Genomic DNA, 26,019 nt, shown 5'->3' with positions numbered 1-26,019 from the left:
GGAAGCGATCCAAGCCGCCCTGTCATCGGATCCGAATACTACCGCTGTCGCTGATCCTGCCATCGGCTTTGGGGATATCGACCGCGTCATCATCCGCGACCTCCTGGCTGGCCGCGTGACCAGCCTCCTCGAAATCGCCCGGCGCGAAGGCTGCTCCGAACGCTCGATCCGCTAGAACCTCAATCTCGCCTTTCTGCCGCCGGCCCTGGTCAAGGCCCTGCTTGACGAAAGCGCGCCGGAAGGCATCGGCGTCGCGGGTCTCGTCGACGCGCCGATAGTTTGGGAAAGCGACCATCCGCTCTGACGTCACCTGAAGTCGGGCGGACAAGCCCTCGCCGTGGCCGCAAACATTTTGGGAAATGTCCAGCCGGCAGCAGGCGGGTGGCGGAGTCGTTAACAGAGAGGACACACAGACGCGAACGTCTCAAAATGAACCAAAACCTGTCCGTTGACTGCTCCTTCAGCGACGTCCGCTATGCGCCTTCATCTCGGCCATTCATCTGGCCACGGCCACCTGCTGGAAGCCGACATACAGCACGCGCGCTGGCTGCTCCGATCTTGCGGTTCCTCCGTTCCCTTCTGATTATGAGTTCTGAGCCTCAAGGTTGGTCAATCGCCGTGGTATTGAAATAGCTGAGCGGAGCGGGCTACCCGCAATAATCACAGGCAAAATCAAATTCGCTCCGGGGGGCCGTAATGACAGCAGAGCCGATCGACGACGTCTTGGACTGGGCAAAGAAGCTCTCGTCCTGGAAGCAGGACGCATTGCGGCGACTCGCAATCAGCAACGATCTCACGGATATGGACCTGGGTGAACTGCTTGCCATGGTCAAGTTGGCTGCGGGCTTCAGTCTTGCGAGCCCTCCTCCTAGCGCTATCCCCTTCGCCAAGGCCCACTTCGGAGGCGGAAAGCACCAGCCTATCGTCGTGAAAGGGATCGCCAACGTCGAGAACATCAACCGTCTGGTTCCGAAGGCATCTCTTACCTTCTGCCCGAAGGCCTTGACGATCGTGTATGGCCGCAACGGCAGCGGCAAGAGCGGTTTCGTGCGGATCCTGCGAACTGCTTGCCGCACGCGCGTCGAGAACCCCGCCAAGCTTAAGGTTCTGGCTGACGTGTATGGGGCGTCCTCCGGACCACAGACCGCCGAGATCATCATCGACGCAGGCGCCGGCGACACTCCAATTTCCTGGTCTCCAGGGAAGGCCGCATCACCGCAGCTCATGCAGGTGGCGGTCTTCGACACGGCCTCGGCGCAGCTCTATGTCGATGGCGGAAATCAGATTCGCTTTCTTCCCTTCGGGCTCGCCCTGCCGCATCGGCTGAATACCGTCTGTCTCGGCTTAAAGGACAGGTTGGAGACGGAACGCGCAACCGAGGTTGGTGACAAGGTCAGCCTGACGACGATCGCCTTTGTACCCATACGCGATACGGGAGCCCAACGGTTCGACAAGGCGCTGAGCAAGTCCGCAACCAACGCTCAGATCGACGCGGCGGTGGCGTTCGCCGAGACGGATCAGCTGCGTCTCGATGAAGTCACCGCCGTACTGTCAGCCGGCGCAGCCGCAGCCGCTGACGTTACCGCATTCGCCAGATGGGCCGACACCCTCGCGACCGAATGTGCTGCAGCCGGATCGGCGTTTAGAGATGAGGCGCTGGAGCAACTCGCGAGTCTGCGTGCCACCGCCGTGGCAGCGCGCGAAGCTGCCGCAGTCGCCGCCGACGCGTTGTTCACCGACGACCCGCTGCCCGGAGTCGGGAGCGACACCTGGCGGGCCCTCTGGGCGGCAGCCCGCGACTACTCCCTCAAGGAAGCCTATGTAGGCAAGCCATTCCCTGTGGTGACGGCGGATGCCGGACCTTCAGCGTGCGTGCTGTGTCAACAGCCCCTTCTGCCCGACGGCGCGAGCCGTATGTAGCGTTTTCAGAAGTATATGGACGACACTCTGGATACCGCCGCGACGAAGGCAGAGCAGGCGGTCGCCGACGCGCTCACCAATGTGAACGAGCTCTCCTGTCTCCGCGCCGCGGACTTCGCCGACCGACTCGAACAGGTACGAAAGCGCGATGCCGGGCTGGCTGATCTACTCGCGAGCTTTCAGGCAACCGCGGTCGCGCGCCGTGATCAGGCGCTCGCGCGCCTGAACGGAGAACCATACGAGGCCGCTCCCGCCATCCTGGTGCCCTCTGAGGAAGTAAAGGCGTTTGCGCTCAAACTAAAGGCCGAGAAGGACGGGTTAGCGCAGGCAAGCAACGCCGAGGAGCGGGCCAAGATCACAGCGGAGAAGGCCGAACTCGAAGATCGGAAGACCCTCTCGGCCAACAAATCGAAGCTCGTTACCCGCCGCGACCTACTGACCATCGACGACGCTTATGGGAAAGCTCTCGCGGACGTCCAGACGAGAGGCATTACGCAGCGTGCAAACGAGCTCCTGGATACACATTTGACGACGGCCGTGGTCACGCAATTCGATGCGGAGCGCACGCGTTTCGACATCATGCATCTCAATGTCGGGCTTGCGCGCAAGAGCGGTCAGACCAAGGCGGAATTCGAGGTCAATCCGAAGACAAAATTGACCAAGGTCACGTCGGAAATCCTCAGCGAAGGAGAGCAGCGCGCTTTGGCCTTGGCCGGTTTCCTGACCGAGGTCGCTCTCACCGACGGATCGGGTGCTATCGTGATCGACGATCCCGTGTCATCGCTGGACCGCGATCGAAGCGTCAAGGTGGCGGAGCGCCTCGCCGAGGAGGCTTTGAAGCGGCAAGTGATCGTGTTCACCCACGACATCGTCTTTTTCAACGAGCTCTGCCGGACAGCCGACGCACAGGGAATCGAGCCGGTCACGGTCGCGCTGTTCAGCGACAAAAGCGCGGCCGGCAAGATCGATGCGGCTGGCATGCCTTGGAAAGGGTTGAATGTGGCCAAGCGCATAGGCCGCATCAAGAACGATTCTGCGCAACTGTCGAAAGTGCATGCGAGCAGCCCGGCCGATTACGAAGTTGCCGTGAAGAACCTGTACGGCCGACTTCGCGATACCTATGAGCGCGTAGTTGAGGAGATTATCTTCAGGGATATTGTCCGGCGCGGCACCGATGTCATCCAGACACAGTTGCTGCGTTATGTTTGTCTCTCCGACGCGTTCGCCATCCGCTTCCACGAGGGTATGACGCGTGCGAATACGCACAGCCATGACAACCCGGCGGCGGATACCGTTTCGGTGCCCACTCCCGCCGAGTTCGCGAAAGATATCGATGAGCTCGAGCTTCTGATCGCCGGCCTTAAGGCGGACAGCGACGCTGCCGAGGCAGCCCGCCCACAGATGAAACCGAAGAAATAAGACGGAGAGGGATGGCGTGTGAAGCTCCGCCTTTGATCTATCTCTCTCAAATCATTATGTGAGGCAGCCTTTTGGCAGACGATGGACGCAGACTATTTGCTTTGCAGCAGCGGCGACCTGGACGCTCGGCTAACACAGCTTGAAAATGAGGTCGGACGCTTAGGTCCAGCTGACAGTCATCAGGTGGTCCGCAAATGGCGGGATGGTGAGAGGCCCTGAAGCTAGTGAATGGTCGCTATCGAAGTTGGCGACTTGGCTGCGAATGACCGAGGGCTCGCCTGCACAACGGCAGCTTATCGCAACTTCTGGCCGAAACTCGCCAGTCAGCTCGCGGCCCGATAGATGCCAGTCTGCAACGCGCCCCCGAAGGTGACCTCAACAGAGCTAGTCACACGCAGCAACTGCGGTGTTGGACTCGCTGTTCCAATGCTACCCCAATAGGCCCTTGACGGTGTCGAACGGGGTCTCGTCGAAAACTTGCGAGTAATAGGCCGAGAAGCGTCCGAGGTGGAAGAAACCCGCCTCCATAGCGATCTGCGCCACCGTTCTTGGCGTCTCGCCGGACCGCAGAATGGCGCGTCGAGCGCGGTCGAGGCGACATAGCCGAAGCCAGGCGCGGGGGGTGACTCCTGTGGCGTCGAGGAACGCGCCCCTCAGGACATGTTCCGGCACATTCAGGTATGCCGCTATGTCGGATACGCCGAGCGTCTGGTCCGGATCGTCCATAACGCGGCTCTGGGCGCGCTTGAACAGGGAGTAGGAATAGGTCTCGCGCGGCCGCTTGTCGGGTTCTGTCGCGACCATCCGACTGCAGACTTCCCATACCCTGTCCTTAATCATGCCAGGCAGGACCTGCTCCATGGCCCCCGGTGATTGCCGCATCGTAGTGGGAGCGGACGACAGCACCGACAATGCCCAGTCAGCGAGCCCGTTCGTGCCGGGATATGCGGCTACAGCAGTGATGGGTTCGACACGTCGAAAATCGAGATCGGGCATCAACGCCTCCTCGGCAATGAGATAGTAGCCGCGGCAATTTGCCGGCGACATCGCAATATCGAGCACGTTGCCGCCTCGATGAAAGAAGATCTGCGCGGATCGCGATTGCCCGTTCATCCGTGGCGCTACCACGCTCGGGTGAAGGATCAGGACCAACGTTCCCTGTGGTGGTGTCGAGGTTTGCGCGACTTCGACGTTCAGCCGTTCCTCGCCGATCGAAACCCTGCCGAAATCGAGCGACGACGCTGATCCTTCGAAGCGCCCATTGCCGATCTGAAGATATCGCTGCTCCCAACCTTTCAGCGCGCCCTCCTGTTCGGAGACGTCGGAATAGGTGGCGTTCGTCAGGATTCCGATGTTTCGCAAGGCTGAACCCTCCAACGCGCTATCGCTAGCAGCTGCCCATAAGGAGGGCAACCAGGATATCTGCCTAGAATCTGAGCGTCGATTTTTTGGAAACTGGATTTCGGGATTGGTTCGGGCCTGATCGACTGCGGTCTCATCGTTCATGGAGACCTCGATGGCCCACACACTGTCAGCCCTTCTCGGCGCGGCTTGCCTCGTCGGCGCCGTCGCCGGACCGGCCTCTGCGCTGGCGCAGGACGCCGAATTCGTTCCCGAACACGCCACAGCCAAGGAGACGATGGACCCGGGGCCGAACGTCTTCGTCAACATGCAGAATTGGCGCGGCGGACCCAGCGCCGTCTACATGTATTCGGCCAACGACCTCACCCTCAAAGGCAGCGTGAGCGGTGGTGCACAGAGCCACTTCACCGCGTCCAAGGACGGCAAGACGATCTATCTCGTCTCCGGTTTCTATCCGCGCATCTCCTCGGGCGCGGGCGAGCACGTGCTGCAGATTTTCGATGTGGCCACCAACCGCCTCCAGAAGGAAATCGTCCTTCCCTACAAGGTCACGCAGTACACGGACGATCGGGCTCTGCTGCAGCTCAGCGCCGATGAACGCTTCCTCTACGTGCAGAACGCCACCCCCGCGACGTCGGTGACGGTGGTCGACCTCAGCAAGGGCAAGGTCGTGCAGGAGGTGCCGTCGCCCGGCTGCTACGGAATCTATCCGGCTACAAAGGGCTATAGCTATTCGGCGATCTGCAACGACGGGACCTTCACCACTTTCGCGCTCGGCGCCGACGGCACAACGTTCGAGAGCAAGAAGAGCGACAAGATATTCGATCCCGACGCCGACCCGATCTATCTCGCCTCCGAGCGGGCCGAAGGCGACCTGCTGTTCATCTCGTACCACGCCAATGTCTATCGGCTGTCGGACAGCGAGGGCGTCGTCAAGCCGGTTAGCGTGACCCCCATCGCCGCAGGCGTCGACGGCAACTGGGGCACCTCGGGCTACAGCGTCGTAACCTACAACGACGCGAACGGCATCCTGTTCGTGCCTATGGCCCCGGATCATCATGACGGCAGCCACTACCATGCTGCCAAGGAAGTTTGGGCCTACGACCTCAAGAAGAAGGAGCTTCTGTATCGCTCCAATGTCGATGGTCTCAACGCCGTCTACGTAACCGACGATGCGTTGCCGGTGCTCTATGGGCTGAGTATCGACCAGAACAAGGTCTACAAGTACGAAGTCGATCCGGGTGCCCGGTTCGCCGCCAAGAAGGTCGCGGAACACGCCGACTTCGGCTTCGCCACGACGCTTGCGAGTTCGCCATGATGGAGAGCTCGTTCCTGTCCCTGGTGTCGGCAGCGATAACCGTGTTCATCGCGCTGATCTTCGTACGATCGGCGTTGCACAAAGCCGGCGCATTTACCGAATTCACGGGCTTTGTCGCCGACTACCAGATCGTCGGCGAACGCCTGGTGCAACCTGTCTCGATGGGTATCGTCGGCGCCGAGATCCTCGTGGTCGCCCTGCAACTGATCCCCGGCGGGCAAGTGCCGGGGCTGATGCTCGCTGCCGGGCTGCTCGCCCTCTATGCCGCGGCGATGGCCGTCAACATCTGGCGCGGCCGCACGCATATCGAGTGCGGCTGTGGCGGGGCGGTGCAGCCGCTCGCCTGGGCGCTTGTGATGCGGAACGGCGCGCTCGTGTTACTTGCCGGCCTAGCGGCAGCTACCGGGCCCCTGAGCCTCGATGTCGCCGGCACGGCCACGGCGATCGCCTGCGGCTTTGCCGCCTGGGTGGCCTTCCTGCTCGCCGAGCAAATCCTCGCAAACTCATCGCTGGCGCGGCTAACGCGCTGACCAAAGCTCAGGAGCCATGAATGAACCTCATCTACTTCGCATTGGCGGCGCTGTTCCTGATGGTAGTTGCGCTGACCGTCGGCCTTCTGGCGCTCGGCCGCCAGATCGGCATCCTGTTCGAGCGGGTGTCGCCAATGGGGGCCCTCGTCAACGATTCCGGTCCCGAGGTCGGCCAGCAGTCACCGCTGTTCAGCCTCAGTAGTCTGACCGGCGGCATGATCTCGATCGGCCCAAAGCCCGAACGCTCTACGCTGGTCTTCTTCGTGTCGCCCACCTGCCCGGTCTGCAAGAAGCTGCTGCCGATCGTGGACTCGATCCGCAAGGCCGAGGGCAAGTGGCTCGATGTCGTCCTCGCCAGCGACGGCGCGAAAGCCCAGCACCAGCGCTTCATCGAAACCGCCGGGCTGTCCAAGTTCCCCTACGTCGTCTCGACCGAGCTTGGCCTCGCCTATCGGGTGGCGCGTCTTCCCTATGCGGTGCTGCTCGACCAGCACGGCACCATCCGGGCAAAGGGGCTCATCAATAGTCGCGAGCAGTTCGATAGCCTGTTCAACGCCTATGACCTCAAGGTCGGGTCCATCCAGTCCTATCTCGACCAGCAGGCAGTTGTTCAGCACTGACCCTGCCCGGACCGGGCCCCAAGCCGGTCGGGCGCAGTTTTTCTTCACGACGGAGAGCCTATATGGCCAAATTTATCGACAACCTGATGGAGTGGATGGACACGATGGCGGAGGCGCGCACGCGCCGGATCGCCAGCGTTGCCGGACGACGGAGCTTCCTGCAGAAGGCAGGCGGGGCGCTGGTCGGCGGCATCGTTCTTCCCATGCTGCCCTACGATAACTCGAACGGCGCTGCGTTCGCCCGCGGCCTGGGCGAGCCGGGTGAGATCCCGACTGATTGCGAATACTGGCGCTATTGCTCGCTACATGGCGGCCTGTGTGCCCACTGCGGCGGCAGCATTACCCAGTGCCCGCCCGGCTCCATGCCGTCTAAAGTCGCGTGGGTTGGGACCTGTCGCAACCCCAATGACGACAAGGATTACCTCGTCTCCTACAATGATTGCTGCGGCAAGGGTGGGGACTGCGGCGAGGCCTGCTCGCGCCAGGAGGGTGATCGCCCGGGCTACCGCATGGGACTTGCCAGCGAATCCAGCTGGTGCGTCGCCAATGGCGACAAGGGCATCCACTGCACTCTCGCCGTCGTAGTCGGTATCGCCCAATGAGGCGATTGCTTATCGCAGCCGGACTGGCGCTGTTGACGGCGCCAGCCCTTGCCGACGGCGGGCGCGCGCTGTTCAACGACAATTGCAGCGGCTGCCACCAAATAGGGGGAATCGGCTCGCCCGGGCTGGCGCCGCCGCTGGTCGACCCGGCCCTCTTTTCCGCGTTTGGGGCGAACGCTCCCGCCTATGTCGCCGGTGTACTTCTTGGAGGTCTCTCCGGCCAGATCGTGGCCAATGGCGAGACCTACACAGGGCTGGCCATGCCGTCGCAGAGCTGGCTGACCGACGAGGAACTTGCAGAGCTGACCAACTATGTGCTCGGCGAGTTGAACGGCATGGATGTGCGAATGACAGCGTCTGCGCTGGCCAAGATGCGCGCCAAGGCGCCGAGCCACGTCGACCTGCTGACACGTCGACATGAGGCCGCCCAATGAGGTACTTGCTGGCGACAGCCCTGCTTCTGGCTGGCACCGCGATTGGCCAGGGCGCCGACCGAACGGCCACCACAAACTACGTCCTCAAATGTATTGGCTGCCATCTTCAGGATGGCTCGGGTCTGCCCAGCGCCGGCATACCCGACTTCGTCGGCAAGGTCGGTGTCTTTGCTCGCCTGCCCGAAGGGCGTGCCTACCTGCTCCACGTCCCCGGAGTGATCGGCTCGAGCCTGTCGGACAGGGAGATAGCTGACCTGCTCAATTACGTAATGGACATCTACGCCGGCGAGTCGCTCCCCGTCCCATACGAACCGTTCACCGCCGACGAGGTCGCGGCGCTTCGAGCAACCGAAATTGGCAACGTGGTAAAGTATCGGCGGGTGATCGCGGCCAAGCTGGCCGAAGAGGGGATCGAACTCGCCGACTACCCTTGGCCGTGAGCATGCAGAATGTCCGCTTCGGGCCACTTCCCGTCCTGGTCTTTCGTCGTTGATATGTCCGCCTCTCGCTACACCTCCTCGCTAGCCGCCAGTCCGCTACCGGCCCCTGTGCGGTGGGGTGCCTCGACGTTTCTCCCTCGGTCAATCAAGGCCAAGGAGAACGCACATGGGCCATTCTCAATTTGACGATGCCAGTCGCGAGCGTGCAGCTTGGAACGCCGGAAAAAGGGTCGGCACGAAGCGTCCTTTCACCCGGAAACAGGTCTGGGCAATTCGTTTCTTCCTCGATCGCGAAAGACGCATTCGTGACCGCGCGCTGTTCGATATGGCCATCGACAGCAAACTTCGCGGCTGCGACCTGGTCAAGATCAGGGTCGGTGATGTGGTCGTCGGTCCGGAGATCAGGGCTCGCGCGATCGTCGTGCAGCAGAAGACGGGGCGGCCGGTCCAGTTCGAGATCACCAGCGACGTACGAGCGAGCCTGCTGGCCTGGCTGGGACGGCGCGGCTGCACCGTTGAGGATTATGCCTTTCCGAGCAGGGTTGATCACACGAAACACATGAGCACGAGGCAGTATGCGCGCTTGGTCGACGGGTGGGTGACCGCGATCGGCCTGCGCGAAGAGGAGTATGGCACTCATTCGTTCCGTCGTACGAAGGCGTCCATGATCTGCAAGGCGACGGGCAACATCCGCGCCATCCAGATCTTGCTCGGGCACTCCAAGATCGAGAACACGGTGCGCTATCTTGGCGTCGACGTGGAGGACGCACTGTTGCTGGCAGAGCGGACGGAAATCTGACGGTGGGCGGCCATCCGAGGTAGCGCGGATGGCCGCTTTGACGCGCAGAGTTGTTGCCGGTCTGTCTATGTTGGGGTGGTAACCAGAACGGCAGGCAGTGGGCCCAAGCACTATAAAGCCACCCTTCCCCATCTTATCCTGCAGGCAGCCGAGCGGCACGGTTCCGTGCCAAGAAAGCTGGAGGCGCTAGCATGCCGCCGGACTTTACCGTCACAGGGGTTGTGGATCTGCACGACAGCTCTCAGCGGCTTCGGCACTGGGCCATAGAACTCGCCAGGTCAGTCATATCCTTCGCTGAGAATGCTGAAGGACGCTCAGGAGCTTGCAAGTCTAGAAGGTTTTCAGCGGCCTAACCAGAACACTAGCGCTCAGCCGCTGCCGTCTCGTTCGCTTGCGCCACCGAATTGGGGGAACCAGTATTTCAGGTCTTCAGGACCCTTAAGAGCCTCGAAGCCCACGAGGTCTTCTGCGGCTTCGAGCGGGTCGATCCGACGCTTGTAGGTCGGGATCCGAGGCGCTGCATCGGCAGCCGAAATGATCTGCGCCTCGAGCTCGGGCTCTATGCGGGGGCCCAGGAATACTCGCGTCATCGCGCTACGTTCGAAGTGCACGATACGGTCCTTCGGCGGCTGTTCCTCGTCGGCGATCATGATTAGCCGCCACTCCTTTTCCCCCGCCCAGTCGATATGTTTGAAGTACAGCAGTCTTGCAAGGAGGTAGGAGTCGTAGCGCGTATCGCCGCCCATGAAGCTGGACGGACAGAACCCGGGTTCCTGTCGATATATCGCACTTGCCCGAAATGCCCTCCGAGACGGGACAACGCAGGATCCGTAGAGAATTCGATAACGACGCCGGCATGGTTATCGCCGTAGGTTCCCCACATACGCTGGTTGTTTCGTTCAGACGGGAAACAAGTCACTCCCGAGTGCTTCATAATGAGGTCGAGGTTAATGTTGAGCACCTCGATCGCCTTCTTCTCGGTCTCCCGCGCCTCCTCGAGATCCAAGTCCTTTGAGGCGTCGAACGCCTCTTGGAAGTCTGAGAACACGCCCGTCGCTACCAACCCCTTCGCATAGATTCCGTGCCTGGTATCCTCGTCCAACCTGAAGAGGGATCTTGCGCGGAACTCATACAAGTCATTCTGACCGGCAGCAGGTGCCAGGAACAGCGTCGAGTCCCGGATGATCTGCAATGCCCGGGCGGCACTGGTGTACTTATAGAGAAACGGCGACGGCTCATCGTGGTCTTGAGACATCTGAGACACTCGTTGATGGGGCGGAAACTTTACCTAAAAGAACGGTTGTTCGCCGTCCAGATGGGGTGATCCGGCGACAGGCTGACAACCAGTGCGTCAAGGTTGTAGTTCAAGTCGACGTGCCGTGGCGATGGCAGCGTATCCCAAGGCATGACATCTAGCGAATACATGGCAGCTTTCAGGAAGCGCCAAATCACTTGGCGGGACACAAATGGGGCGCTTCGCCGACGTCGTTTGCAAACTGCGAAATGGCAGCTTACGGGCAGTGGAAACGAGCGTCCAACGTCCGAATTGGGATCGGGTGCAGAATGGCAACTAAATGGTATGGCCTGCTGCCGATTCTGTGGACACGAGGTTAAGCCAATCTAGGCTCCAGACTCAATCAACACCACCAGATGATTGCTGCTGCGAGGGCGACGGCGGAAGCGAAGTTGATAGCGAGCTTGTCGTATCGTGTTGCGATGCGGCGCCAGTCCTTGAGACGGCAGAACATACGTTCGATGATGTTGCATCGTTTGTAGAGATGCGGGTTGAACGGGCTCGGGTGCTTTCGGGTCGGATTGTTCGGAATGACGGGCGTTGTGCCGCGCTCGGCGAGGTATTGCCTGAGGCCACGCGCATCATAGGCGCAGTCGGCAGCGAGGACCCTTGCGGCCGGCGCCTGTGCGATGAGGACGATCGCGGCACGGATATCGCCGAGTTGGCCTGGCGTCACCTCAAAGGCGATGGGCCGGCCTTGCGCGTCGCAGACGGCGTGGATCTTGGTCGTTCTGCCGCCGCGCGAGCGGCCGATCCCCTGTTCCTCAGCCCCCCTTTTCCGCCGGCGGCCGAGCGATGCGCCTTGGCCGTGGTCGAATCGAGCGCCTGGAAGTCGTCGTCCGGCGAGATCGTCCGCAGCGCCTCGAACAGGTGCTGCCAGAAGCGGCGGCGCGACCATCGGTTCCAGCGATTGTAGACGGTCGTAGCCGGGCCGTACTCCGCCGGGCAATCGCGCCAGCGGCAGCCCGACTGCAGCACGTGGACGATACCGCTGATCACGCGGCGGTCATCGACCCGCCGCGCGCCGGGTTGGTTCTTCGGCAGATGCGGCTCGATCGCCGCCCATTGCGCATCACTCAGCCAGAACCCGTTCAACTACGTGACCCTCCATTTTCAACCAGAAAATCACATTCAAGAACATAATCAAAGTGATGATCGAGTTCAGACCCTAGAGCGTTTCTGTTTTTGACTGAATCGGGTGGGATTCCCGCGGCGATGAGTTTGTGATTCAAGATGCTGGCTGGGCGGAGGCCAGCATTGATGGTCCGAGCTCTTTCGAATGATCTGCGCGAGCGGGTGGTTGCGGCGGTTCTTTATGGCGAGACGAGCCGCGCGGTGGCTGCCCGGTTCGGGGTCAGCTGATGCAGGTATCCATAGACGTAGAACTTGAGCATCGTGCCCGGCGCGTAGCCGGGCCTGCCGGTCGATGCTGGCTGCACGCGGGCAAAATCGAGCTCATTGATAAAGGCATTGATGATGCGGACCGGATTGTCGGGATCGACATAGTCCTCCAAACAAGCGGGCAGAAAGCTCGCCTGATGACGGTCGGCAGCCTCGACAAAACGCCCCATCTGGCACCTCCGAAGCAGTGCCTAAACATAGCATAATCAGGGATTTTCACACAGCCTCGGCCCCTAAGCTGCCGGGCTGCGAACAAGAGCCCAAGCAGGACCCCGCACCAGATGGCTTCAGCTCATTGAGAACACTTCAGAAATTCAATGTCTACCGGGGTCTCGATCGGCGCCTATGGAGCCACTGTTGTCTTCAAGATTTGTGAAGAAAATTAGATAGTTAGGTCAATTTGGGCCGAGGCCTCAATTCCGCGCCTATTGACAGGAAGGCGATCGGCCGGCAATGGCGATCGGTCAACGCGTGGATCTTGGTCGTGCGGCGGCCGCGCAATCGGCCGATGGCCTGGTTGCGTTCCTCCCTTTTACGCCCGAGGCCGAACGGTGGGCTTTCACGGCGGAACTTTTGATGAGGACATGGGCCAGCGGGCAGCCTGCGCCGGCCAGGGCATGGAACAGATCGACCCTGACAACCTTTGGCCGACCAGCGAACATAGCCATTATACAGCGTCTTGCGCGGGCCGTAGTCGGCAGGCGCATCGATCCAGCGGCCGCCGGGCGCAAGGACATAGATAGTCCCGCGAACCACCCGCCGGTCATCGACACGCGGCACCCCATGCGGCAGTGGGAGATGGGCGATCTCCGCGCCATTTGGCGCTCGCTCAGCAGAAACAAATCACCCACTACGACCTCCTCATCGGAGACCGTGAATTACATCTCAATCGGAATTAATACGTGTTGAGCCTACGCATTTAGTCGCGCAAATGCTTATAGACGGTCGTTCTGGATATGCCAAGCAGACGCGCGACCTCGGCGATATTGCGGTCGACGGACACGTAGGTTTCCCGGATTTGCTGGCATTTGCGCCGAGCGAGCACATGGCTGCGGCACTCGGAGCAGGTCCCGTGCAGATCGGGTTGATCGATCGCAACCGCGTTTTCGTCGATATAGTCGACGTCGGATTCGATAACAGCGCGCTGTAACGCGGCCTTCAGCTCGCGGGCATTGCCCGGCCAAGGCTTCAGCCGCAACCGTTCGATCGCCTCGTCGGTGATCGCAAATTCCGGTGCCACCTGATGCAGGAGGTGAAGGACGATCGCGGCGAAATCAGTCCTGTCGCGCAGCGCCGGCAACTGGATGTCATAGCCACTCAAGCGGTAATAGAGATCGGCCCGGAACCGGCGCTCGGCTACGGCCTGCTTGAGATCGCGATTGGTGGCCGAAACGATCTGGACGTCGACATGTGCCGCCTTCTGGCCGCCGACCGGCCGCACCTCCATCGAGTCGAGAAATCGAAGCAGAGCTGTCTGGGCTGGTGCCGGAATGTCGGCTACCTCGTCGAGGAACAGGGTGCCCTTGTCTGCGGTCCGAACGAGGCCAGGCGAGCCCTCGTTGCGGGCGTTGGTGAAGGCGCCGCGTTCATGACCGAACAGTTCGGCGATGAACAGCGATTCGGCGATCGCGCCGCAATTGACGGCGACGAAGGCACCTTCGCGGCCGCTCGCCGCATGAACATGCCGCGCCATCATCTCCTTGCCAGTGCCGGTTTCGCCGTGGATGTGGACGGCGAGGCGCAGCCGCGTCGCCTGTTCGAGGCCGCGCATCTGGCGCGTCAGCGCGGGATCCTCGCAGACAAAGCCGAGATCGGCGCGGCTGGGAACGATGGGCGAGGACCTGACGGGCTTCGCAGGCGCCCGTTCGGCGCCGCCGCGGCCGAACTGGCGGCACACCATGAACACGCTGCTGCCCGCCCGGTCGTCGATGCGGACAATGCCGCCGCCGAGGACGCTGTCCATGGCGGTGCCGAGACGGGCATCGAACAGATCCTCGAAATGGCTGCCGACGGTCGGCTCCAGTCCGGCAAGCAGCGCCCGGCTCGGCCGGTTCAGCGAGTGGACGATGCCGTCGCGCGAGATCGCCATCAGGCCGGCCGAGAGCGTGTCGAGATATTCGACGCGCGGATGAAACGCGAAGATGAGCAATTCGGCGCGCTCGTGGAAGATCAGGCTGTTCTCGATCTGTGCCGCGGCCATCTTGACCAGCGCGTGGGTGTGCTGCTGGCGGGCCTCGTTGCTGCAGGACGCGTCGAGCAGTCCGATGATCTCGCCGCCAGCGTTGAAGATCGGTGCTGCCATGCAGCTCAGATGGCCATGGCAGGAGAAATAGTGTTCGCGGCCGTAGATCGCGACCGGCGCCCGCTCCAGAACGGCGAGGCCGAGGGCGTTGGTGCCGCGCTCCTGCTCCTGCCACAGACTGCCGGGGATGATGGTGCGGCCGTCTGAACTGTCGGCGAAATGATGGTCGCTTATCGTATCGAGCACGACGCCGTCGCGGTCGCCGAAGGCGATCATGAAATTCGATCCGGCGATCTGCTGGTGCAGCATCTGCATCTCGGCGATCGCAAAGCGGCGAAGCAGGGCGTTCTGTTCGCGTTTCCGGTTGAGTTCGGCGACCTCGATCACCGAGCTGAGAGGGCTGCCGCGCGGGTCGAGGCCGCGCTCGACGCAACGCTGCCAGCTCTTCGAGACGATTTCACCCAGCGCCCCCGCGGGGAAACGGCTCCCCCGCTCAAGCGCGGCCCGAGCGCGCTCCAGTCCAGACACGTATTGCATGATTTTCCTCACCCTCGACCCAGTCTTCTTTTTCTTCAAAGTCGGCTGAAAACGAGCGGAAGGCAATATTCAGAAACTGAACATAGCTATGGGACGCCCTGTCCATAGTCTGGACGATGTCACGGCGGTAGAATTTCGCTAATACGTTGTTGTTGAACAATAAAAGTGTCTGGCACGGCAAGTGCAGTCACTCTTTCGGCATAGGCCCCGCGATCGGAGGCCGAAACACCGGAGGAGCCGATGAAGGCCCAAGTCTTGCGTGCTTATGACGAAAAGCTGACCGGCGACAGCTGGGTCAGCTATGAGGACGTTCCCGATCCAAAGATCGTCAAGTCGACCGACGTCATCGTCCGGATTGGCGGCGCCGGTGTCTGCCGCACCGACCTGCATATCATCGAGGGCATCTGGAAGCCGCATATGGATCCGACCGGGCGTCGGCTGCTGCCGATGATCATGGGTCATGAAAATGCTGGCTGGATCGAGGAAATCGGCAAGGAAGTCGAAGGGCTCAAGGTCGGTGACCCGGTCATCGTCCATCCGAAGATCACCGGCGGCACCTGTCTCGCCTGCCGGCGCGGTCACGATATGCATGGCGACGGCACGTTCCCCGGCCTCGACTGCGATGGCGGCTACGCCGAATATCTGGGAACGTCGCAGCGCAACATCGTGCCGCTGCCGCGCACATTGGCGCCAAAGGACGTCGCGCCCTATGCCGATGCCGGCCTGACAGCCTATCGCGCGGTCAAGAAGGCAACGCGCCATCTGCTGCCCGGCGAACGCTGCGTGGTGATCGGCGCCGGCGGTCTCGGCCATATCGGCATCCAGTGTCTGCGCGCGATGTGCGCCGCCGACATCATTGTCGTCGATCTCTCCAATGCCTCGCTGGAGCTGGCGAAGCGGAGCGGCGCCGACCACCTCGTCAAGGCGGATGGCAACGAGGTCGAGGCGGTCCTGGCGCTGACCGACGGCAAGGGCGCCGAGGCAGTCATCGACTTCGTCGGCGAGAAGGGCACCACCGCCAAGGGGCTCGCCATGACCCGGCCGATGGGGAGCTACTACGTCGTCGGCTATGGCGAGGACATTCGGGTTCCGACGGTCGACCTGGTCATCAGCGAAAAGAACATCATCGGCAATCTGGTCGGCACCTGGGCTGAATTGACCGAGTTGATGGCGCTTGCCGATCGCGGCCTCGTCGAACTGGCGACGGTGGAATACGCGCTCGCCGATGCCGATCAGGCGCTCAAGGATCTGCACCACGGCAAGATCCACGGTCGCGCGGTTCTGATCCCCTGACAGGGAACCACCAAGATCTATCGGAGGAGGAGGAGAAGGCAATGAAGGTCTTACTGCAGTTGACGTCGACATGTTGCTTGGCGGCGTTCGCCCTGGCAACGCCGGTTCGCGCGGAGGACGGCGCGATCGACTATTCGAAATATGGCGACTATGCGGTTTACGGCTCTGCGCCCGACGAGCCGGGTGCCTGTTCGTACGAGGCCATGGCCAAGAAGGACTACAAGGGCCGCACGCTGAAGGTGATCTCCCATGCGGTGCCGGTGATCGGCGAGCCGACGGACCTTCATGCGAAGCAGTTCCATGACCTGACCGGGGCTGAAGTGGACGTCGTCCACATTCCGTTCGGCGACCTCTATCAGCGGATCATGATCCCGTTCCAGACCCATCAGGCCGCCTATGACGTGATGTTCTATCCCTCCCTCTGGATCGGCGACATCCACGATTTCCTCGCGCCGGTTCCGGATTCCTACCGCGACGTCAGCGGCATGAAGGATGTCACCGTCAACTACCGCGACGTCGCCACCTGGGGCGACCAGATGGTGCAGTATCCCGTCGATGGCGACCGCCATTACCTGAAGGTCCGCGCCGACATCTTCAACAATCCGGATATGCAGGCGCGATACAAGAAGGCGACCGGCAAGGATCTGCGCATCCCGACCACCTGGGAAGAATACAACGACATCGCGGTGTTCTTTTCCGGCTGGGATTGGGCCGGCGACGGCAAGCCGCATTTCGGCAGCGCCGAGGTAACCAAGCGCGACGATCTGATGTTCTCGGCCTTCATCAGTCGCGTGGCAGCCTATGCGAAAAATCCGAACGTCAAGGGTGGCTTCTTCTTCGATCTCGCGACCATGAAGCCGGAGATCAACAACCCGGGCTGGGTCAAGGGGCTCGAAATGTTCATCGCTGCCCAGAAGGCCTTTCCGCCGGGCGGCAATAATTTCGGCCTTGGCGACGAGATCTTCTCGTTTGGCGGCGGCCAGGCGTTGATGAGCTATTCCTGGGATGACGCCTTCATCCAGGCGATGGAAAAGGGTAGCCCGATCCGCAACAAGGTCACTGCCGCACCTCTGCCCGGCTCCACGCAGGTGTGGAACCGGAATACCAACAGCTGGGACAAATTCGAGACCCCCAACGCACCGCCCTACATCACCTGGGGCTGGACGTCGGCCGTGAACAAGACGTCGAAGAATCAGGATGTCGCCTTCGACTTCCTCTGCTTCTTCTCAAACGAGGCCAATGCCGAACTCGACCTGCAGATCGGTCGCTTCGGCATCAATCCATACCGGACGAAGCATTTCGATCCGAAATTCTGGCAGGACAAGCTCGGATGGGATGCCAGCGTCGCGACAAGCTATGTCGACACGCTGTCCGGCATGGACAAGAGCAATAATCGCGTCTTCGATCTGCGCGTGCCAGGCGTCAATCAGTTCATGTCCACGCTCGCCAACGGCGTCGCCGAGGCGATGGCCGGCCAGAAGACGCCGCAGGAGGCGCTGGATGGCGTCGCGGCGCAATGGACGGAGATCGTCAACAAGATCGGTCCGGACAAGGTCCGCGCCGCCTATGCGAACGTGGTCGCGCTCGAGGACCAGGGACGCTGACGCCACCGTCACAGATCGATGTCCGGACGGGTTCATCCCGCCCGAACATCGTCCGCTCCAGCGGCGGCGTCACCCGGCTGATCCACTTGTCCGCCCTGCCAGTTGAGAGACTTCGCCATGAACGGTTCGGGCTTCAGAGCCTACAAGCTTGCCTTTCTCCTTCCAGGCTTGCTGATCCTGCTTGCCATCATTCTGTTTCCGCTGATCTTTACGATCCGCGTCAGTTTTTCGAGCTGGGATGCGATCACACCCGGTCTCAACAATGCCGGCGGCATCAACTATGCGAAGCTGTTCGGCGACGTCCGCTACTGGCAGTCGCTCGGCCGTCTCAGCCTGATGGCGGTCGGCACGGTTCTGCTGCAATATCTGCTCGGGCTCGGCCTCGCTCTGCTGGTCTGGCGCGAGGTCAAGCTGCGCCGTTTCTTTCGTGTGCTGTTCCTGGTGCCGATGATGACGACGCCGGTCGTGATGTCGGTCGTCTGGCGCACGATCTTCCACGAATCGCTCGGTCCCGCGAATGATCTGCTCGGCATGGTCGGTCTCGGCCCCTTCCAGTGGCTGACTTCCGCCTCGACTGCGATCGTCAGCGTGATGATCGTCGAGGTATGGCAGTGGACGCCGTTCATGTTCCTGCTGTTGCTGGCCGGACTTCTGAGCTTGCCGCGCGAACCCTATCTGGCGGCGGCGATCGACGGAGCCGGGCCGATCCGCACCTTCTTCAACGTGACGCTGCCGTTGCTCGCGCCGGTCTCGATCGGCGCGCTGATCATCCGATTGATCGAGGCATCGAAGATCATGGAGACGGTCTATGTGCTGACCTCGGGCGGGCCAGGAACCGCCACCGAGACCACCGGCTACTACATCTACATACGCGGCCTGCGCGACTTCGAGATCGGTTACGCCTCGGCGCTTTCCATCACCTATCTCGTCATCATGATCGTGGCGTTGACGATCATCGCCAAGCTTCTCGTCAAGGTCTTCATCGGGGAGCGCACATGATGCCGAAGCTCTATGGCCTGCTCAAATATTCCGTGATCCTTCTGTGGTCGGCTTTCGTCGTCGCGCCGTTTCTCTGGGCGCTGACGACCAGCTTCAAGACGGCGAACGGCGTCACGGGCGGTCCGACCTACATTCCATGGCTCCAGTACGAGCCGTCGCTGACCGGCTGGCGCAGCCTGTTCGGCGGCGCCGGCGGCATCGACATCGTCAAGCCCTATCTCAACAGCATCGTGGTGACCGGTTCGGCGAGCGCGATCAGCCTGGTGCTCGGCACGCTCGCCGCCTATGGCCTGTCGCGCTTCGATTACCGGGTCGGTCCGGCGAAGAACGCCGACGTGCTCTTCTTCTTTATTTCGCAGCGGATCATGCCGCCGATCGTGCTGGCGATCCCGTTCTTCCTGATGCTACAGTTTCTCGGGCTGCTCGACAGCCTGCTCGGCCTGATCCTCGTCTATATCGCGTTGCTGCTGCCGATCGCGGTCTGGGTGATGATCGATTTCTTCAACAACATCCCGCGGCAGATCGACGAGATGGCGATGCTCGACGGCTGCACGCCGTTTGGCGCCTTCTTCCGGGTGATCCTGCCGAACAGTCTGCCCGGCATCATCGTCGCCGGCCTGTTCTGCATCATCTTTGGCTGGAACGACTTCTTCTTCGCCTTCACGCTCACCTTCACCGACGCGCAATTGCTGCCGGTCGCGGTGGTGGCGTTGAATTCATCCGTGACGCCCTGGTGGAGCCTCTCGGCTTCGGCCCTGATCTCGGTCGCACCGCTCGTGCTGATCGCCTTCCTGGTCGAACGTTTCCTCTCGCGCGGCAATCTCGCCGGCGCGATCCGATAAGGGCGCGTGCCATGCCGCTCCATCTTGAAAACCTGTCGCTTGCCCGCAACGGCGTCCGCTATCTCGATCGAGTCGACGCCACCTTTCGCAGGGGCCGGCTGACCACCGTCATCGGCCGCACGCTTGCCGGCAAGACGACGCTGCTTCGCACTCTCGCCGGCCTGCAGGCGCCGGATAGTGGCGATCTGAAGCTCGACGGCGTCTCGATCGCGTCAGTCCCGGTCTGGAAGCGCGATGTCGCGATGGTCTACCAGCAATTCATCAACTATCCGCATCTGAGTGTCCTGGAGAACGTCGCCTTTCCGCTGCTCCGACGCGGACTGAAGGCGCCGGAGGCACAGTTGCGGGCGGAAGCGACGCTCGCCAAGGTCGGACTCTCGGGTTTCGCCGCCCGTCGGCCGTCGCAGCTGTCCGGCGGTCAGCAGCAGCGCGTAGCGCTCGCGAGGGCGCTGGCCCGCGAGGCGCCGATCCTCCTGCTCGACGAACCGCTGGTCAATCTCGACTACAAACTGCGCGAACAGCTGCGGGAGGAGTTCCGCGGGCTGTTCGCGGAGGAAACCAAGGCGATCGTCGTCTACACCACCACTGAGCCGGCCGAGGCGATGATGCTTGGCGACGAGATCGTCGTCATGCATGAGGGGCGCATCCTGCAGGTCGGGACTCCGGTCGACGTGTTCGAGCGGCCGGCCTCGACCGCCGTCGCCGAGATCGTCAACGATCCGCCGATGAACATCCTTCCCGGCGCCGTCGTCGACGGGCGGATCGCGCTTGGGTCCTACCGTCTTGCTTTGCCGGCGCATCTCAGCCGTCTTGCCGCGGCGGACTATCGCTTTGGCCTGCGCGCCACCGATCTTCATGTCGATCCGGCGAGCGAAATCGCCGGATCGCTGGTCTTTGCAGAAATATCGGGTTCCGAGACCTTTCTCCATGTCGAGACAGCGTTCGGCCCGCTCGCGCTGCAGATCGAGGGCATCCACGACATCGCCCTTGGCACGCAGGTGCCGATCGGCTTCTCGACCGAACGCCTGTTCGCCTTCGCGGCGGATGGTGCGCTCGTCGTTGCACCTTGAGGAGAACGCCATGGCACGGATCACGCTCGAGCGCGTCGGTCACCGCTACGGGCACGCGCCCTATGCGCTGGAACCCTTCGACATGGTTCTGGAGGATGGCCGCAGCTATGCCCTGCTTGGCCCGTCGGGCTGCGGCAAGACGACCATGCTCAACATCATCTCCGGCGTCGTAAGGCCGTCCGAGGGACGCATTCTGCTGGATGATCGGGACGTCACCGTCGTTCCGATCTCCGGCCGCAATGTCGCGCAGGTGTTTCAGTTTCCGGTCATTTATCAGTCGAAATCCGTTTACGAGAACCTTGCGTTTCCGCTTCGCTGCCGGCGTTGGCCGATCGCTCGAATCAAGGCACGAGTAGCCGAGATTGCCGATCTACTTGATCTCTCCGGGCGGCTCGGCAAGCCGGCATGGCAACTCACCGTCGATGAGAAGCAGTTGATTTCGCTTGGCCGCGGGCTCGTCCGTGACGATGTGGCGGCCCTCTTGATGGACGAACCGCTAACCGTGATCGACCCGCAGATGAAGTTCCAACTGCGTCGCAAACTCAAGGCCGTTTCACAAAAGGCGCGGCATACGGTGATCTACGTTACCCATGATCAGAACGAGGCGATGACTTTTGCCGACGAAATTCTGGTGATGAGTGCGGGAAAAGTCGTGCAGCGCGGCACGCCGCAGGAATTGTTCGAGCGCCCGCGTACCACCTATGTCGGCTATTTCATCGGGTCGCCATCAATGAACGTCTTTGACGCCGAGATCGGAGCAGGCGGGGTGATGATCGGCGGAACACCGATTGCGCCGGGTGGCGCTTTGCCGTCGGGACTGCCGACATCCGGCCTTCGGGTCGGTATCCGGCCGGAATATGCGAGCCTCGCCCAGCCCGAGGACTCCGATACGCTGGCGGCGACGGTTGTCGGCGTGCAGGATCATGGCAGCGTCCGCATTGTCGAGGTCGCGATCGGCACGGCAAGAGCTCGTCTCAAACTCGGTCGCGACATCGCACCGCCAAGTGCCCAGGCGCGGATCCGTTTGCGCCGAGACAAGCTCTGTCTCTTCGTCGACGACCATCTCATCGCCGCGGGCATATAGAGACCTCGGCCAACGAGAGGCCGGTCAGCGTTACGTCGAAGTCGATATCGATCAGCGCCTGCAGCTAGACGGCCAGGATCTCGGCATCCCAGCCCCGACCAAGATTGTGAATAGTCCAATGGACCACCCCCACACCAAATGACTTCAACGCATTGAAAATACTTCAGAAATTATTTGTCTATCGGGGTCTTGATCGGCGCCGATGGAGATCCCAGTTGTCTTCAAGATCTATGATGAAAATAAGATAGTTAGGTCGATTTAGGCAGAGGCCTCAATTCCGCGCCTATTCACAAGTTGGGCGCGAAGAGGCGCGCTGGGTCAGCGCGCGCGCCGATAATGCATGGCGACCGCGCCGCTGCGGAGCGGCTTGGCCGAGATCAGCTCGAGCCGTCGCGTGCTGGGTAGCCCGCTCTGGTAGAGGGTCGGGCCGTGGCCCGCGATCCTGGGGTGCACGAGGAGCTTGTACTCGTCGATTAGATCCAGCCGGTCCAGCTCGGTCGCGAGCTTGCCGCTACCGAGGAGCACGCCGGCTGGGGTCGCGTCCTTGAGCCTCTGCACGCCCGCGCGCAATTCGCCGCCGATGTGGTGGCTGTTGGTCCACAGGAACGCCTCTCGCGTCGATGACACTACGTACTTCGGCTTGGCCTCCAGCTTGACCGCCCACTCGCGTATCGCCGGCGGCGCCTCCTCGTCGCCGCGGGCGACCGCCGGCCAGTAGCTCTCCATCAATTCGTAGGTGACGCGACCCCACAGCATTGCTCCGACCTCATCCATAAGGTGGGTGAAGAAGGCGTGCGTCTCGTCGTCGGCAATTCCCTCCTGGTGGTCGACGCAGCCGTCCAGGGTGACGTTGATGCTGAAGGTCAATAGTCCCATGCGGCGAGTCTAGGCTCAGGGCTCATTGTTTTCAAATCCAGAAGATGACTTGTGCATGGCGGTGACAAAACGGGCCACGGTAGCGCCGGTGCTTTGCTGAGCGTGGCGGAGTAAAATCCGGCCATTGGTTGGGCTGCTCCCTTTTGGGAGCGGCCGGTGATGTTTGCCTTGGAGAGGAGGCTGTGTGAGAACTCCGCGATAAATACGCCGATTAGAAAACTTTTCCTTCCAAGGTGAAAGCTTCAGCGCTGTTTTGCCTCAGCAGGACATCCGAGCTGAGGATTTCGCATCAAACCCGCGAAATCTCGGCGTTCGTGACACGCCGGTAGAATGGCGTTCTAACGATATTTAGGATGACCGAGTTTTCACACAGCCTCGAGAGCTATGCTGCCGTTCGGCGCTTCGTGTTTGTTGAGGGTCGCAGCCAACGAGCGGCGGCGCGGGCTTTCGGGTTGAGCCGGGAGACAGTGGCGAATATATGCCAGTTCTCGTTGCCGCCGGATTACACGCGCATGGAGCCGGCGGCGAAGCCGAATTGACGCGGCAACCGAGGAGGCGTTCGCCGGAACCGCCGGACAATATCCACGGACATCATGGCTCCCGTCGTTTTTGGCTGCAGCCTCACGCGGATCGGCATTGGACGCAGTTGCCGCGGCCGATCATCTCGAGGAACATGGCTGGATCGCCCCATGTCCCTGGCCTGTCGCTCGAACTACAATACCTGCATAGATAGTGGCCGAGGTTTTCACTGTCTCAAGATCAGCCGTCCATCGAACGCTGGCCCGCCAAGGCTCCGCCGCATAGCGACCAGGACCAGGAACTTGCTGCGGATTCATTCGAATCCGACTTCACTTGCGGAGCAGACACATTGCGCCAACTGTTTCGTGGATTCGTCATTCTGATCGCCCTCGGGATCGCCTGCCTGATCGCCGCAATCGTGTCGATTGCGCTGCCCTTTCCGCCAATGCCTCCCGAGACTGATGTCTTCGGCTTTTCTGGAGAGCGGGAGAAGAGCCCCGTGGAGCTGCCACCGTTGCAGCAGTACCGCGCGTGATGGCGAGGCGCTCGCTTACAGGTTTCATGATGCAGCAAGCGAACGGATCCTGATCTTCATCCATGGTTCCTCCTACCACGGCGGCGGCTATGACGAACTGGCGACATATGTCAGCGCGGCAGGAGCCGCCAAGGTCGTCCTACCGTACCTGCGGGGGCACTATTTCTCAGGGCGACGCAGGGGCGACATCGAATACATCGGCCAGTGCGAGGACGACATCGTCGACCTCATAAGGGAACTTCGTAAGCAGGGCCACAAGGGGCCCATCATCTTGGGAGGGTATTCGAGCGGCGGCGGCTTCGTACTGCGTTTTGCAGGAGGGGATGGTCCGAAGCTGGAGGCCATTGCGGGCTATATCGCCCTGGCTCCGATCATTCCGCGCACAGCGGCCGTGCGTGGCGGGAATGCAGGCGGGTGGAACGTCATCAATCTGCCCCGCATCTTGGGACTCGTGACGCTGAATTTCATCGGTGTGCGCGGGTTCGATGGACTTCCGATCATCGCCTTCAACAAGCCCGCCAGCGCATGGGACGGGACCGAGACACTTGCCTATTCGTGGCGGCTCAATGTCACTTATCATCCTCGTAACGACTACGCGTCAGACGTGAAGGCGATGCCCTCTAGTTCGCTCGTGCTCGTCGGCGACAGCGATGAAGCCGTCGACAGCGCCGCGCTGCTCGGTCTGTTGAAGGGCGCTGGCTACCGGGGTGGCGCAGAAGTCCTTGCGCAGACCACGCATTTTGGCATTTTCCACAATGCTGAGGCGCTGAAGCGAACGGCTGATTTTGTCGCTGGTGTTCATGAACGTTGAAGTAATACCGCCGGCCTCGGCGGCTGGCTCATGTTGAGGATTCCTATTTTCGTTCGGAGCTGATTCCCCTGTGGTGGGAGGGCCGGCCTCACGCTGACCCAACCATGAGTGGCTTCTTGTCGCTGCCCTTCTTCATCAACACTCCGGTGTCAGGTCCGAACATCGAGTAGATCGGCAGCAGGCTGGCTCCGAGCGCGGAGCCTCGGGCGCCGATCGATCCGGCGAGGATCGTGGGTGCGATCAGGCCGGGCGGCAGCATCTGGGCAAAGGCGGCCCGCACCTTCGTGACGGTCTCGATGAGGACCGATGGGGGCAGGAGGCCGTCGATGACGATGGCTTCCAGATCGACCAGGGCGATGCTGCCGATGATCGCCTGGGCGAGTGCATCGGCGCAGTCGTCCTGCCATTCCGAGACCAGTGCCCGCGCCTGTGCCGGCATGGGCTCGAGGTCGCGTACGCGCGTGATCTGGAAGCCGTTGAAGCGCAGATGGGCGACCAGCGTGTAGATCGAGGCCCGGTGCAGCAGCACCTCGAACTTACCCGCGGGCTTCGGAACGGAGGCGAGATTGGAATAGGTCACGGGGAAGGGGCCGAATGCTGCCGTGTTGCCGTTTGGTCCGGTCTGCAGCGTTCCATTGAGGACGAGGCCACCGCCGACGAAAGTGCTGAGGGAGATATGCAGGAAGTCGGAATATTGCTTGCCGACGCCAAAGACGAGTTCCGCCACGGCGGCCGCCGAAGCATCGTTCTCGATCATGACGGCCAGTCCTTGGGTCTCCAGGAAATGCGACCGCAAATCCACGGCGCGCCACTCCTCCTGGACGCCGCGCGGAAAGCCCAGTTCCTCATCCCAGCCGCCGATGAAATAGGGGGCGGAGATGCCGATGCCGACCAGGCGGGCGGCGATGTCCGGCCCGAGTTGGGCGCGAAATCGCGTGATCGCGGCGCTACCGATCCGCCGGATCGTCTCGGGATCGGGATGGTCGTAGTCATGGGTTTCGAAGGCGCAGGTGTGGCCGGCAAAATCGATCAGGATCGCGTCCATCGCGCGGCGGCCGATATGGAGGCCGATCGAATAGGCCCCGTCGCGCGCCAGGCCATACATGGCGGAAGGCTGTCCCTTGCCGCCGAAACGCTTGCCGTTTTCGACGACATAGCCGCCGGCGACCAGGGCGTCGATGATCGCGGCGACAGCCGGCGGCGTCAGATGGGCGAACCGCGCCACCTCCGCCTTCGAGGCCTGACCAAAGCGGCGGATCGCGTCGAGTACGACGCGCTCATTGTAATGGCGCAGGTGCACCGAATTGCTACCCTTGCCGGCCATGGATTTCCCCCGCACATTCAATCGTTCAAGCAGTCTGCTTTAATAGCCTAGTTTTTCCGCGTTGCCAGCCTCATCGCTGAGCCCGGCTCACGCCGCCATGTAGCCTCGCGTGCCACCGTGCACAGCACCTCACTCCGGACAGGC

At 61.7% G+C, this 26,019-nt stretch carries 24 protein-coding genes and 4 pseudogenes; 18 read left to right on the top strand and 10 right to left on the bottom strand.

The window, feature by feature from the left end; genetic code table 11:
* Positions 1 to 22: 22 nt before the first annotated feature.
* A complete protein-coding gene (locus tag QO014_RS21310; protein ID WP_307258984.1) occupies positions 23 to 328 on the bottom strand; it encodes a hypothetical protein in 306 nt (101 codons plus the stop codon).
* A gap of 368 nt (positions 329 to 696) precedes the next feature.
* On the opposite strand from QO014_RS21310, the gene QO014_RS21305 reads away from it, so the two are divergent.
* Positions 697 to 1,920 carry an AAA family ATPase gene (locus QO014_RS21305; RefSeq protein WP_266350769.1) on the top strand — a complete coding sequence of 408 codons (1,224 nt, stop codon included), beginning with the start codon at positions 697 to 699 and terminating at the stop codon, positions 1,918 to 1,920.
* Positions 1,921 to 1,935: 15 nt separating this feature from the next.
* Positions 1,936 to 3,339 carry an AAA family ATPase gene (locus QO014_RS21300; RefSeq protein WP_266350768.1) on the top strand — a complete coding sequence of 468 codons (1,404 nt, stop codon included), beginning with the start codon at positions 1,936 to 1,938 and terminating at the stop codon, positions 3,337 to 3,339.
* 429 nt (positions 3,340 to 3,768) lie between these two features.
* Here QO014_RS21300 and QO014_RS21295 read toward each other — a convergent pair whose 3' ends face one another.
* Positions 3,769 to 4,845, bottom strand: coding sequence for a helix-turn-helix domain-containing protein (locus tag QO014_RS21295; RefSeq protein WP_266350767.1), 1,077 nt, complete (start codon positions 4,843 to 4,845; stop codon positions 3,769 to 3,771).
* Between QO014_RS21295 and QO014_RS21290 the strand changes: the two genes are divergently transcribed.
* The 7 genes from QO014_RS21290 to QO014_RS21260 all read left to right on the top strand — a co-directional run bounded on the left by QO014_RS21290 (position 4,844) and on the right by QO014_RS21260 (position 9,444).
* The gene (locus QO014_RS21290; RefSeq protein WP_266350766.1) at positions 4,844 to 6,019 is read left to right on the top strand and encodes an amine dehydrogenase large subunit; all 1,176 of its coding nucleotides are present in this window, start codon (positions 4,844 to 4,846) and stop codon (positions 6,017 to 6,019) included. The two genes, QO014_RS21295 and QO014_RS21290, sit on opposite strands and share 2 nt — an antisense overlap.
* Entirely contained in the window at positions 6,019 to 6,549 is a 531-nt protein-coding gene (locus QO014_RS21285; protein ID WP_266350765.1) for a MauE/DoxX family redox-associated membrane protein, read from the top strand. The genes QO014_RS21290 and QO014_RS21285 overlap by 1 nt, the downstream gene beginning before the upstream one ends.
* A 20-nt stretch (positions 6,550 to 6,569) precedes the next feature.
* Positions 6,570 to 7,169, top strand: a complete 600-nt coding sequence (gene mauD / locus QO014_RS21280) for a methylamine dehydrogenase accessory protein MauD (protein ID WP_266350764.1) — start codon at positions 6,570 to 6,572, stop codon at positions 7,167 to 7,169.
* Between the two features lie 62 nt (positions 7,170 to 7,231).
* Entirely contained in the window at positions 7,232 to 7,771 is a 540-nt protein-coding gene (locus QO014_RS21275) for a methylamine dehydrogenase light chain (RefSeq protein ID WP_266350763.1), read from the top strand.
* A 32-nt stretch (positions 7,772 to 7,803) separates the two neighbouring features.
* Positions 7,804 to 8,205 (top strand): c-type cytochrome, encoded by a 402-nt coding sequence (locus QO014_RS21270; RefSeq protein ID WP_266350762.1) that lies wholly within the window; start codon positions 7,804 to 7,806, stop codon positions 8,203 to 8,205.
* Between the two features lie 5 nt (positions 8,206 to 8,210).
* Complete coding sequence (locus QO014_RS21265; RefSeq protein WP_266350761.1) at positions 8,211 to 8,645, top strand: c-type cytochrome; 435 nt, start codon at positions 8,211 to 8,213, stop codon at positions 8,643 to 8,645.
* A 166-nt stretch (positions 8,646 to 8,811) separates the two neighbouring features.
* Positions 8,812 to 9,444, top strand: coding sequence for a tyrosine-type recombinase/integrase (locus QO014_RS21260; protein WP_266350760.1), 633 nt, complete (start codon positions 8,812 to 8,814; stop codon positions 9,442 to 9,444).
* A 368-nt stretch (positions 9,445 to 9,812) separates the two neighbouring features.
* Here QO014_RS21260 and QO014_RS21255 read toward each other — a convergent pair whose 3' ends face one another.
* The 3 genes and pseudogenes from QO014_RS21255 to QO014_RS21245 form a co-directional block, all read right to left on the bottom strand.
* Complete coding sequence (locus QO014_RS21255) at positions 9,813 to 10,094, bottom strand: hypothetical protein (protein ID WP_266350759.1); 282 nt, start codon at positions 10,092 to 10,094, stop codon at positions 9,813 to 9,815.
* 2 nt (positions 10,095 to 10,096) lie between these two features.
* On the bottom strand, positions 10,097 to 10,699 hold the full coding sequence (locus QO014_RS21250; protein ID WP_266350758.1) for a DUF2971 domain-containing protein: 603 nt from the start codon (positions 10,697 to 10,699) through the stop codon (positions 10,097 to 10,099).
* 448 nt (positions 10,700 to 11,147) lie between these two features.
* Positions 11,148 to 11,833 (bottom strand): annotated as a pseudogene (locus QO014_RS21245) (IS5 family transposase); the annotation flags it as partial.
* Between the two features lie 165 nt (positions 11,834 to 11,998).
* Between QO014_RS21245 and QO014_RS21240 the strand changes: the two are divergent.
* Positions 11,999 to 12,097 (top strand): annotated as a pseudogene (locus tag QO014_RS21240) (IS630 family transposase); the annotation flags it as partial.
* On the opposite strand, the gene QO014_RS21235 reads toward QO014_RS21240, so the two are convergent.
* The 3 genes and pseudogenes from QO014_RS21235 to QO014_RS21225 form a co-directional block, all read right to left on the bottom strand.
* The gene (locus tag QO014_RS21235) at positions 12,052 to 12,309 is read right to left on the bottom strand and encodes a transposase (RefSeq protein WP_266350756.1); all 258 of its coding nucleotides are present in this window, start codon (positions 12,307 to 12,309) and stop codon (positions 12,052 to 12,054) included. The pseudogene QO014_RS21240 and the gene QO014_RS21235 sit on opposite strands and share 46 nt — an antisense overlap.
* 244 nt (positions 12,310 to 12,553) lie before the next feature.
* Positions 12,554 to 12,946 (bottom strand): annotated as a pseudogene (locus QO014_RS21230) (transposase); the annotation flags it as partial.
* Positions 12,947 to 13,058: 112 nt separating this feature from the next.
* Entirely contained in the window at positions 13,059 to 14,918 is a 1,860-nt protein-coding gene (locus QO014_RS21225; protein ID WP_266350755.1) for a sigma-54-dependent Fis family transcriptional regulator, read from the bottom strand.
* 240 nt (positions 14,919 to 15,158) lie between these two features.
* Between QO014_RS21225 and QO014_RS21220 the strand changes: the two genes are divergently transcribed.
* The 6 genes from QO014_RS21220 to QO014_RS21195 all read left to right on the top strand — a co-directional run bounded on the left by QO014_RS21220 (position 15,159) and on the right by QO014_RS21195 (position 21,810).
* Positions 15,159 to 16,211, top strand: coding sequence for an NAD(P)-dependent alcohol dehydrogenase (locus QO014_RS21220; protein ID WP_266350754.1), 1,053 nt, complete (start codon positions 15,159 to 15,161; stop codon positions 16,209 to 16,211).
* A gap of 77 nt (positions 16,212 to 16,288) precedes the next feature.
* Positions 16,289 to 17,815, top strand: coding sequence for an ABC transporter substrate-binding protein (locus tag QO014_RS21215; protein ID WP_266350753.1), 1,527 nt, complete (start codon positions 16,289 to 16,291; stop codon positions 17,813 to 17,815).
* A 117-nt stretch (positions 17,816 to 17,932) separates the two neighbouring features.
* Positions 17,933 to 18,814 (top strand): carbohydrate ABC transporter permease, encoded by an 882-nt coding sequence (locus QO014_RS21210; protein WP_266350752.1) that lies wholly within the window; start codon positions 17,933 to 17,935, stop codon positions 18,812 to 18,814.
* Complete coding sequence (locus tag QO014_RS21205) at positions 18,811 to 19,656, top strand: carbohydrate ABC transporter permease (RefSeq protein WP_266350751.1); 846 nt, start codon at positions 18,811 to 18,813, stop codon at positions 19,654 to 19,656. Before QO014_RS21210 ends, QO014_RS21205 begins: the two co-directional genes overlap by 4 nt.
* A gap of 11 nt (positions 19,657 to 19,667) precedes the next feature.
* The gene (locus tag QO014_RS21200) at positions 19,668 to 20,726 is read left to right on the top strand and encodes an ABC transporter ATP-binding protein (RefSeq protein WP_266350750.1); all 1,059 of its coding nucleotides are present in this window, start codon (positions 19,668 to 19,670) and stop codon (positions 20,724 to 20,726) included.
* A gap of 10 nt (positions 20,727 to 20,736) precedes the next feature.
* A complete protein-coding gene (locus tag QO014_RS21195) occupies positions 20,737 to 21,810 on the top strand; it encodes an ABC transporter ATP-binding protein (protein ID WP_266350749.1) in 1,074 nt (357 codons plus the stop codon).
* A 318-nt stretch (positions 21,811 to 22,128) separates the two neighbouring features.
* Here QO014_RS21195 and QO014_RS21190 read toward each other — a convergent pair whose 3' ends face one another.
* Positions 22,129 to 22,686, bottom strand: a complete 558-nt coding sequence (locus tag QO014_RS21190) for a dihydrofolate reductase family protein (protein WP_266350748.1) — start codon at positions 22,684 to 22,686, stop codon at positions 22,129 to 22,131.
* Between the two features lie 353 nt (positions 22,687 to 23,039).
* On the opposite strand from QO014_RS21190, the pseudogene QO014_RS21185 reads away from it, so the two are divergent.
* A pseudogene (locus QO014_RS21185) lies at positions 23,040 to 23,219 on the top strand (IS21 family transposase); the annotation flags it as partial.
* Positions 23,220 to 23,666: 447 nt separating this feature from the next.
* On the top strand, positions 23,667 to 24,551 hold the full coding sequence (locus QO014_RS21180; RefSeq protein WP_266350747.1) for an alpha/beta hydrolase: 885 nt from the start codon (positions 23,667 to 23,669) through the stop codon (positions 24,549 to 24,551).
* 88 nt (positions 24,552 to 24,639) lie between these two features.
* Here the strand turns inward: QO014_RS21180 and QO014_RS21175 are convergent, their stop codons facing one another.
* Positions 24,640 to 25,875 carry an ROK family transcriptional regulator gene (locus tag QO014_RS21175; RefSeq protein ID WP_266350746.1) on the bottom strand — a complete coding sequence of 412 codons (1,236 nt, stop codon included), beginning with the start codon at positions 25,873 to 25,875 and terminating at the stop codon, positions 24,640 to 24,642.
* Positions 25,876 to 26,019 lie beyond the last annotated feature (144 nt).

Origin of the sequence: Kaistia dalseonensis (assembly GCF_030814715.1) — a bacterium.
Taxonomy (GTDB): domain Bacteria; phylum Pseudomonadota; class Alphaproteobacteria; order Rhizobiales; family Kaistiaceae; genus Kaistia; species Kaistia dalseonensis.
Note: the sequence above shows the minus strand (reverse complement) of the source record. Positions and strands in the feature narration are given on the sequence as shown.

What these genes read in the sequence shown, in the direction of transcription:
- QO014_RS21195 (WP_266350749.1), top strand. Translation starts at nt 20,737, where the DNA reads ATGGCACGGATCACGCTCGAGCGCGTCGGTCACCGCTACGGGCACGCG.
- QO014_RS21225 (WP_266350755.1), bottom strand. Translation starts at nt 14,918, where the DNA reads ATGCAATACGTGTCTGGACTGGAGCGCGCTCGGGCCGCGCTTGAGCGG.
- QO014_RS21260 (WP_266350760.1), top strand. Translation starts at nt 8,812, where the DNA reads ATGGGCCATTCTCAATTTGACGATGCCAGTCGCGAGCGTGCAGCTTGG.
- QO014_RS21275 (WP_266350763.1), top strand. Translation starts at nt 7,232, where the DNA reads ATGGCCAAATTTATCGACAACCTGATGGAGTGGATGGACACGATGGCG.
- QO014_RS21210 (WP_266350752.1), top strand. Translation starts at nt 17,933, where the DNA reads ATGAACGGTTCGGGCTTCAGAGCCTACAAGCTTGCCTTTCTCCTTCCA.
- QO014_RS21200 (WP_266350750.1), top strand. Translation starts at nt 19,668, where the DNA reads ATGCCGCTCCATCTTGAAAACCTGTCGCTTGCCCGCAACGGCGTCCGC.
- QO014_RS21300 (WP_266350768.1), top strand. Translation starts at nt 1,936, where the DNA reads ATGGACGACACTCTGGATACCGCCGCGACGAAGGCAGAGCAGGCGGTC.
- QO014_RS21255 (WP_266350759.1), bottom strand. Translation starts at nt 10,094, where the DNA reads ATGATCGCCGACGAGGAACAGCCGCCGAAGGACCGTATCGTGCACTTC.
- QO014_RS21295 (WP_266350767.1), bottom strand. Translation starts at nt 4,845, where the DNA reads ATGAACGATGAGACCGCAGTCGATCAGGCCCGAACCAATCCCGAAATC.
- QO014_RS21190 (WP_266350748.1), bottom strand. Translation starts at nt 22,686, where the DNA reads ATGGGACTATTGACCTTCAGCATCAACGTCACCCTGGACGGCTGCGTC.
- QO014_RS21180 (WP_266350747.1), top strand. Translation starts at nt 23,667, where the DNA reads ATGTCTTCGGCTTTTCTGGAGAGCGGGAGAAGAGCCCCGTGGAGCTGC.
- QO014_RS21175 (WP_266350746.1), bottom strand. Translation starts at nt 25,875, where the DNA reads ATGGCCGGCAAGGGTAGCAATTCGGTGCACCTGCGCCATTACAATGAG.
- QO014_RS21235 (WP_266350756.1), bottom strand. Translation starts at nt 12,309, where the DNA reads ATGGGGCGTTTTGTCGAGGCTGCCGACCGTCATCAGGCGAGCTTTCTG.
- QO014_RS21285 (WP_266350765.1), top strand. Translation starts at nt 6,019, where the DNA reads ATGGAGAGCTCGTTCCTGTCCCTGGTGTCGGCAGCGATAACCGTGTTC.
- QO014_RS21305 (WP_266350769.1), top strand. Translation starts at nt 697, where the DNA reads ATGACAGCAGAGCCGATCGACGACGTCTTGGACTGGGCAAAGAAGCTC.
- QO014_RS21220 (WP_266350754.1), top strand. Translation starts at nt 15,159, where the DNA reads ATGAAGGCCCAAGTCTTGCGTGCTTATGACGAAAAGCTGACCGGCGAC.
- QO014_RS21205 (WP_266350751.1), top strand. Translation starts at nt 18,811, where the DNA reads ATGATGCCGAAGCTCTATGGCCTGCTCAAATATTCCGTGATCCTTCTG.
- QO014_RS21290 (WP_266350766.1), top strand. Translation starts at nt 4,844, where the DNA reads ATGGAGACCTCGATGGCCCACACACTGTCAGCCCTTCTCGGCGCGGCT.
- mauD (WP_266350764.1), top strand. Translation starts at nt 6,570, where the DNA reads ATGAACCTCATCTACTTCGCATTGGCGGCGCTGTTCCTGATGGTAGTT.
- QO014_RS21250 (WP_266350758.1), bottom strand. Translation starts at nt 10,699, where the DNA reads ATGTCTCAAGACCACGATGAGCCGTCGCCGTTTCTCTATAAGTACACC.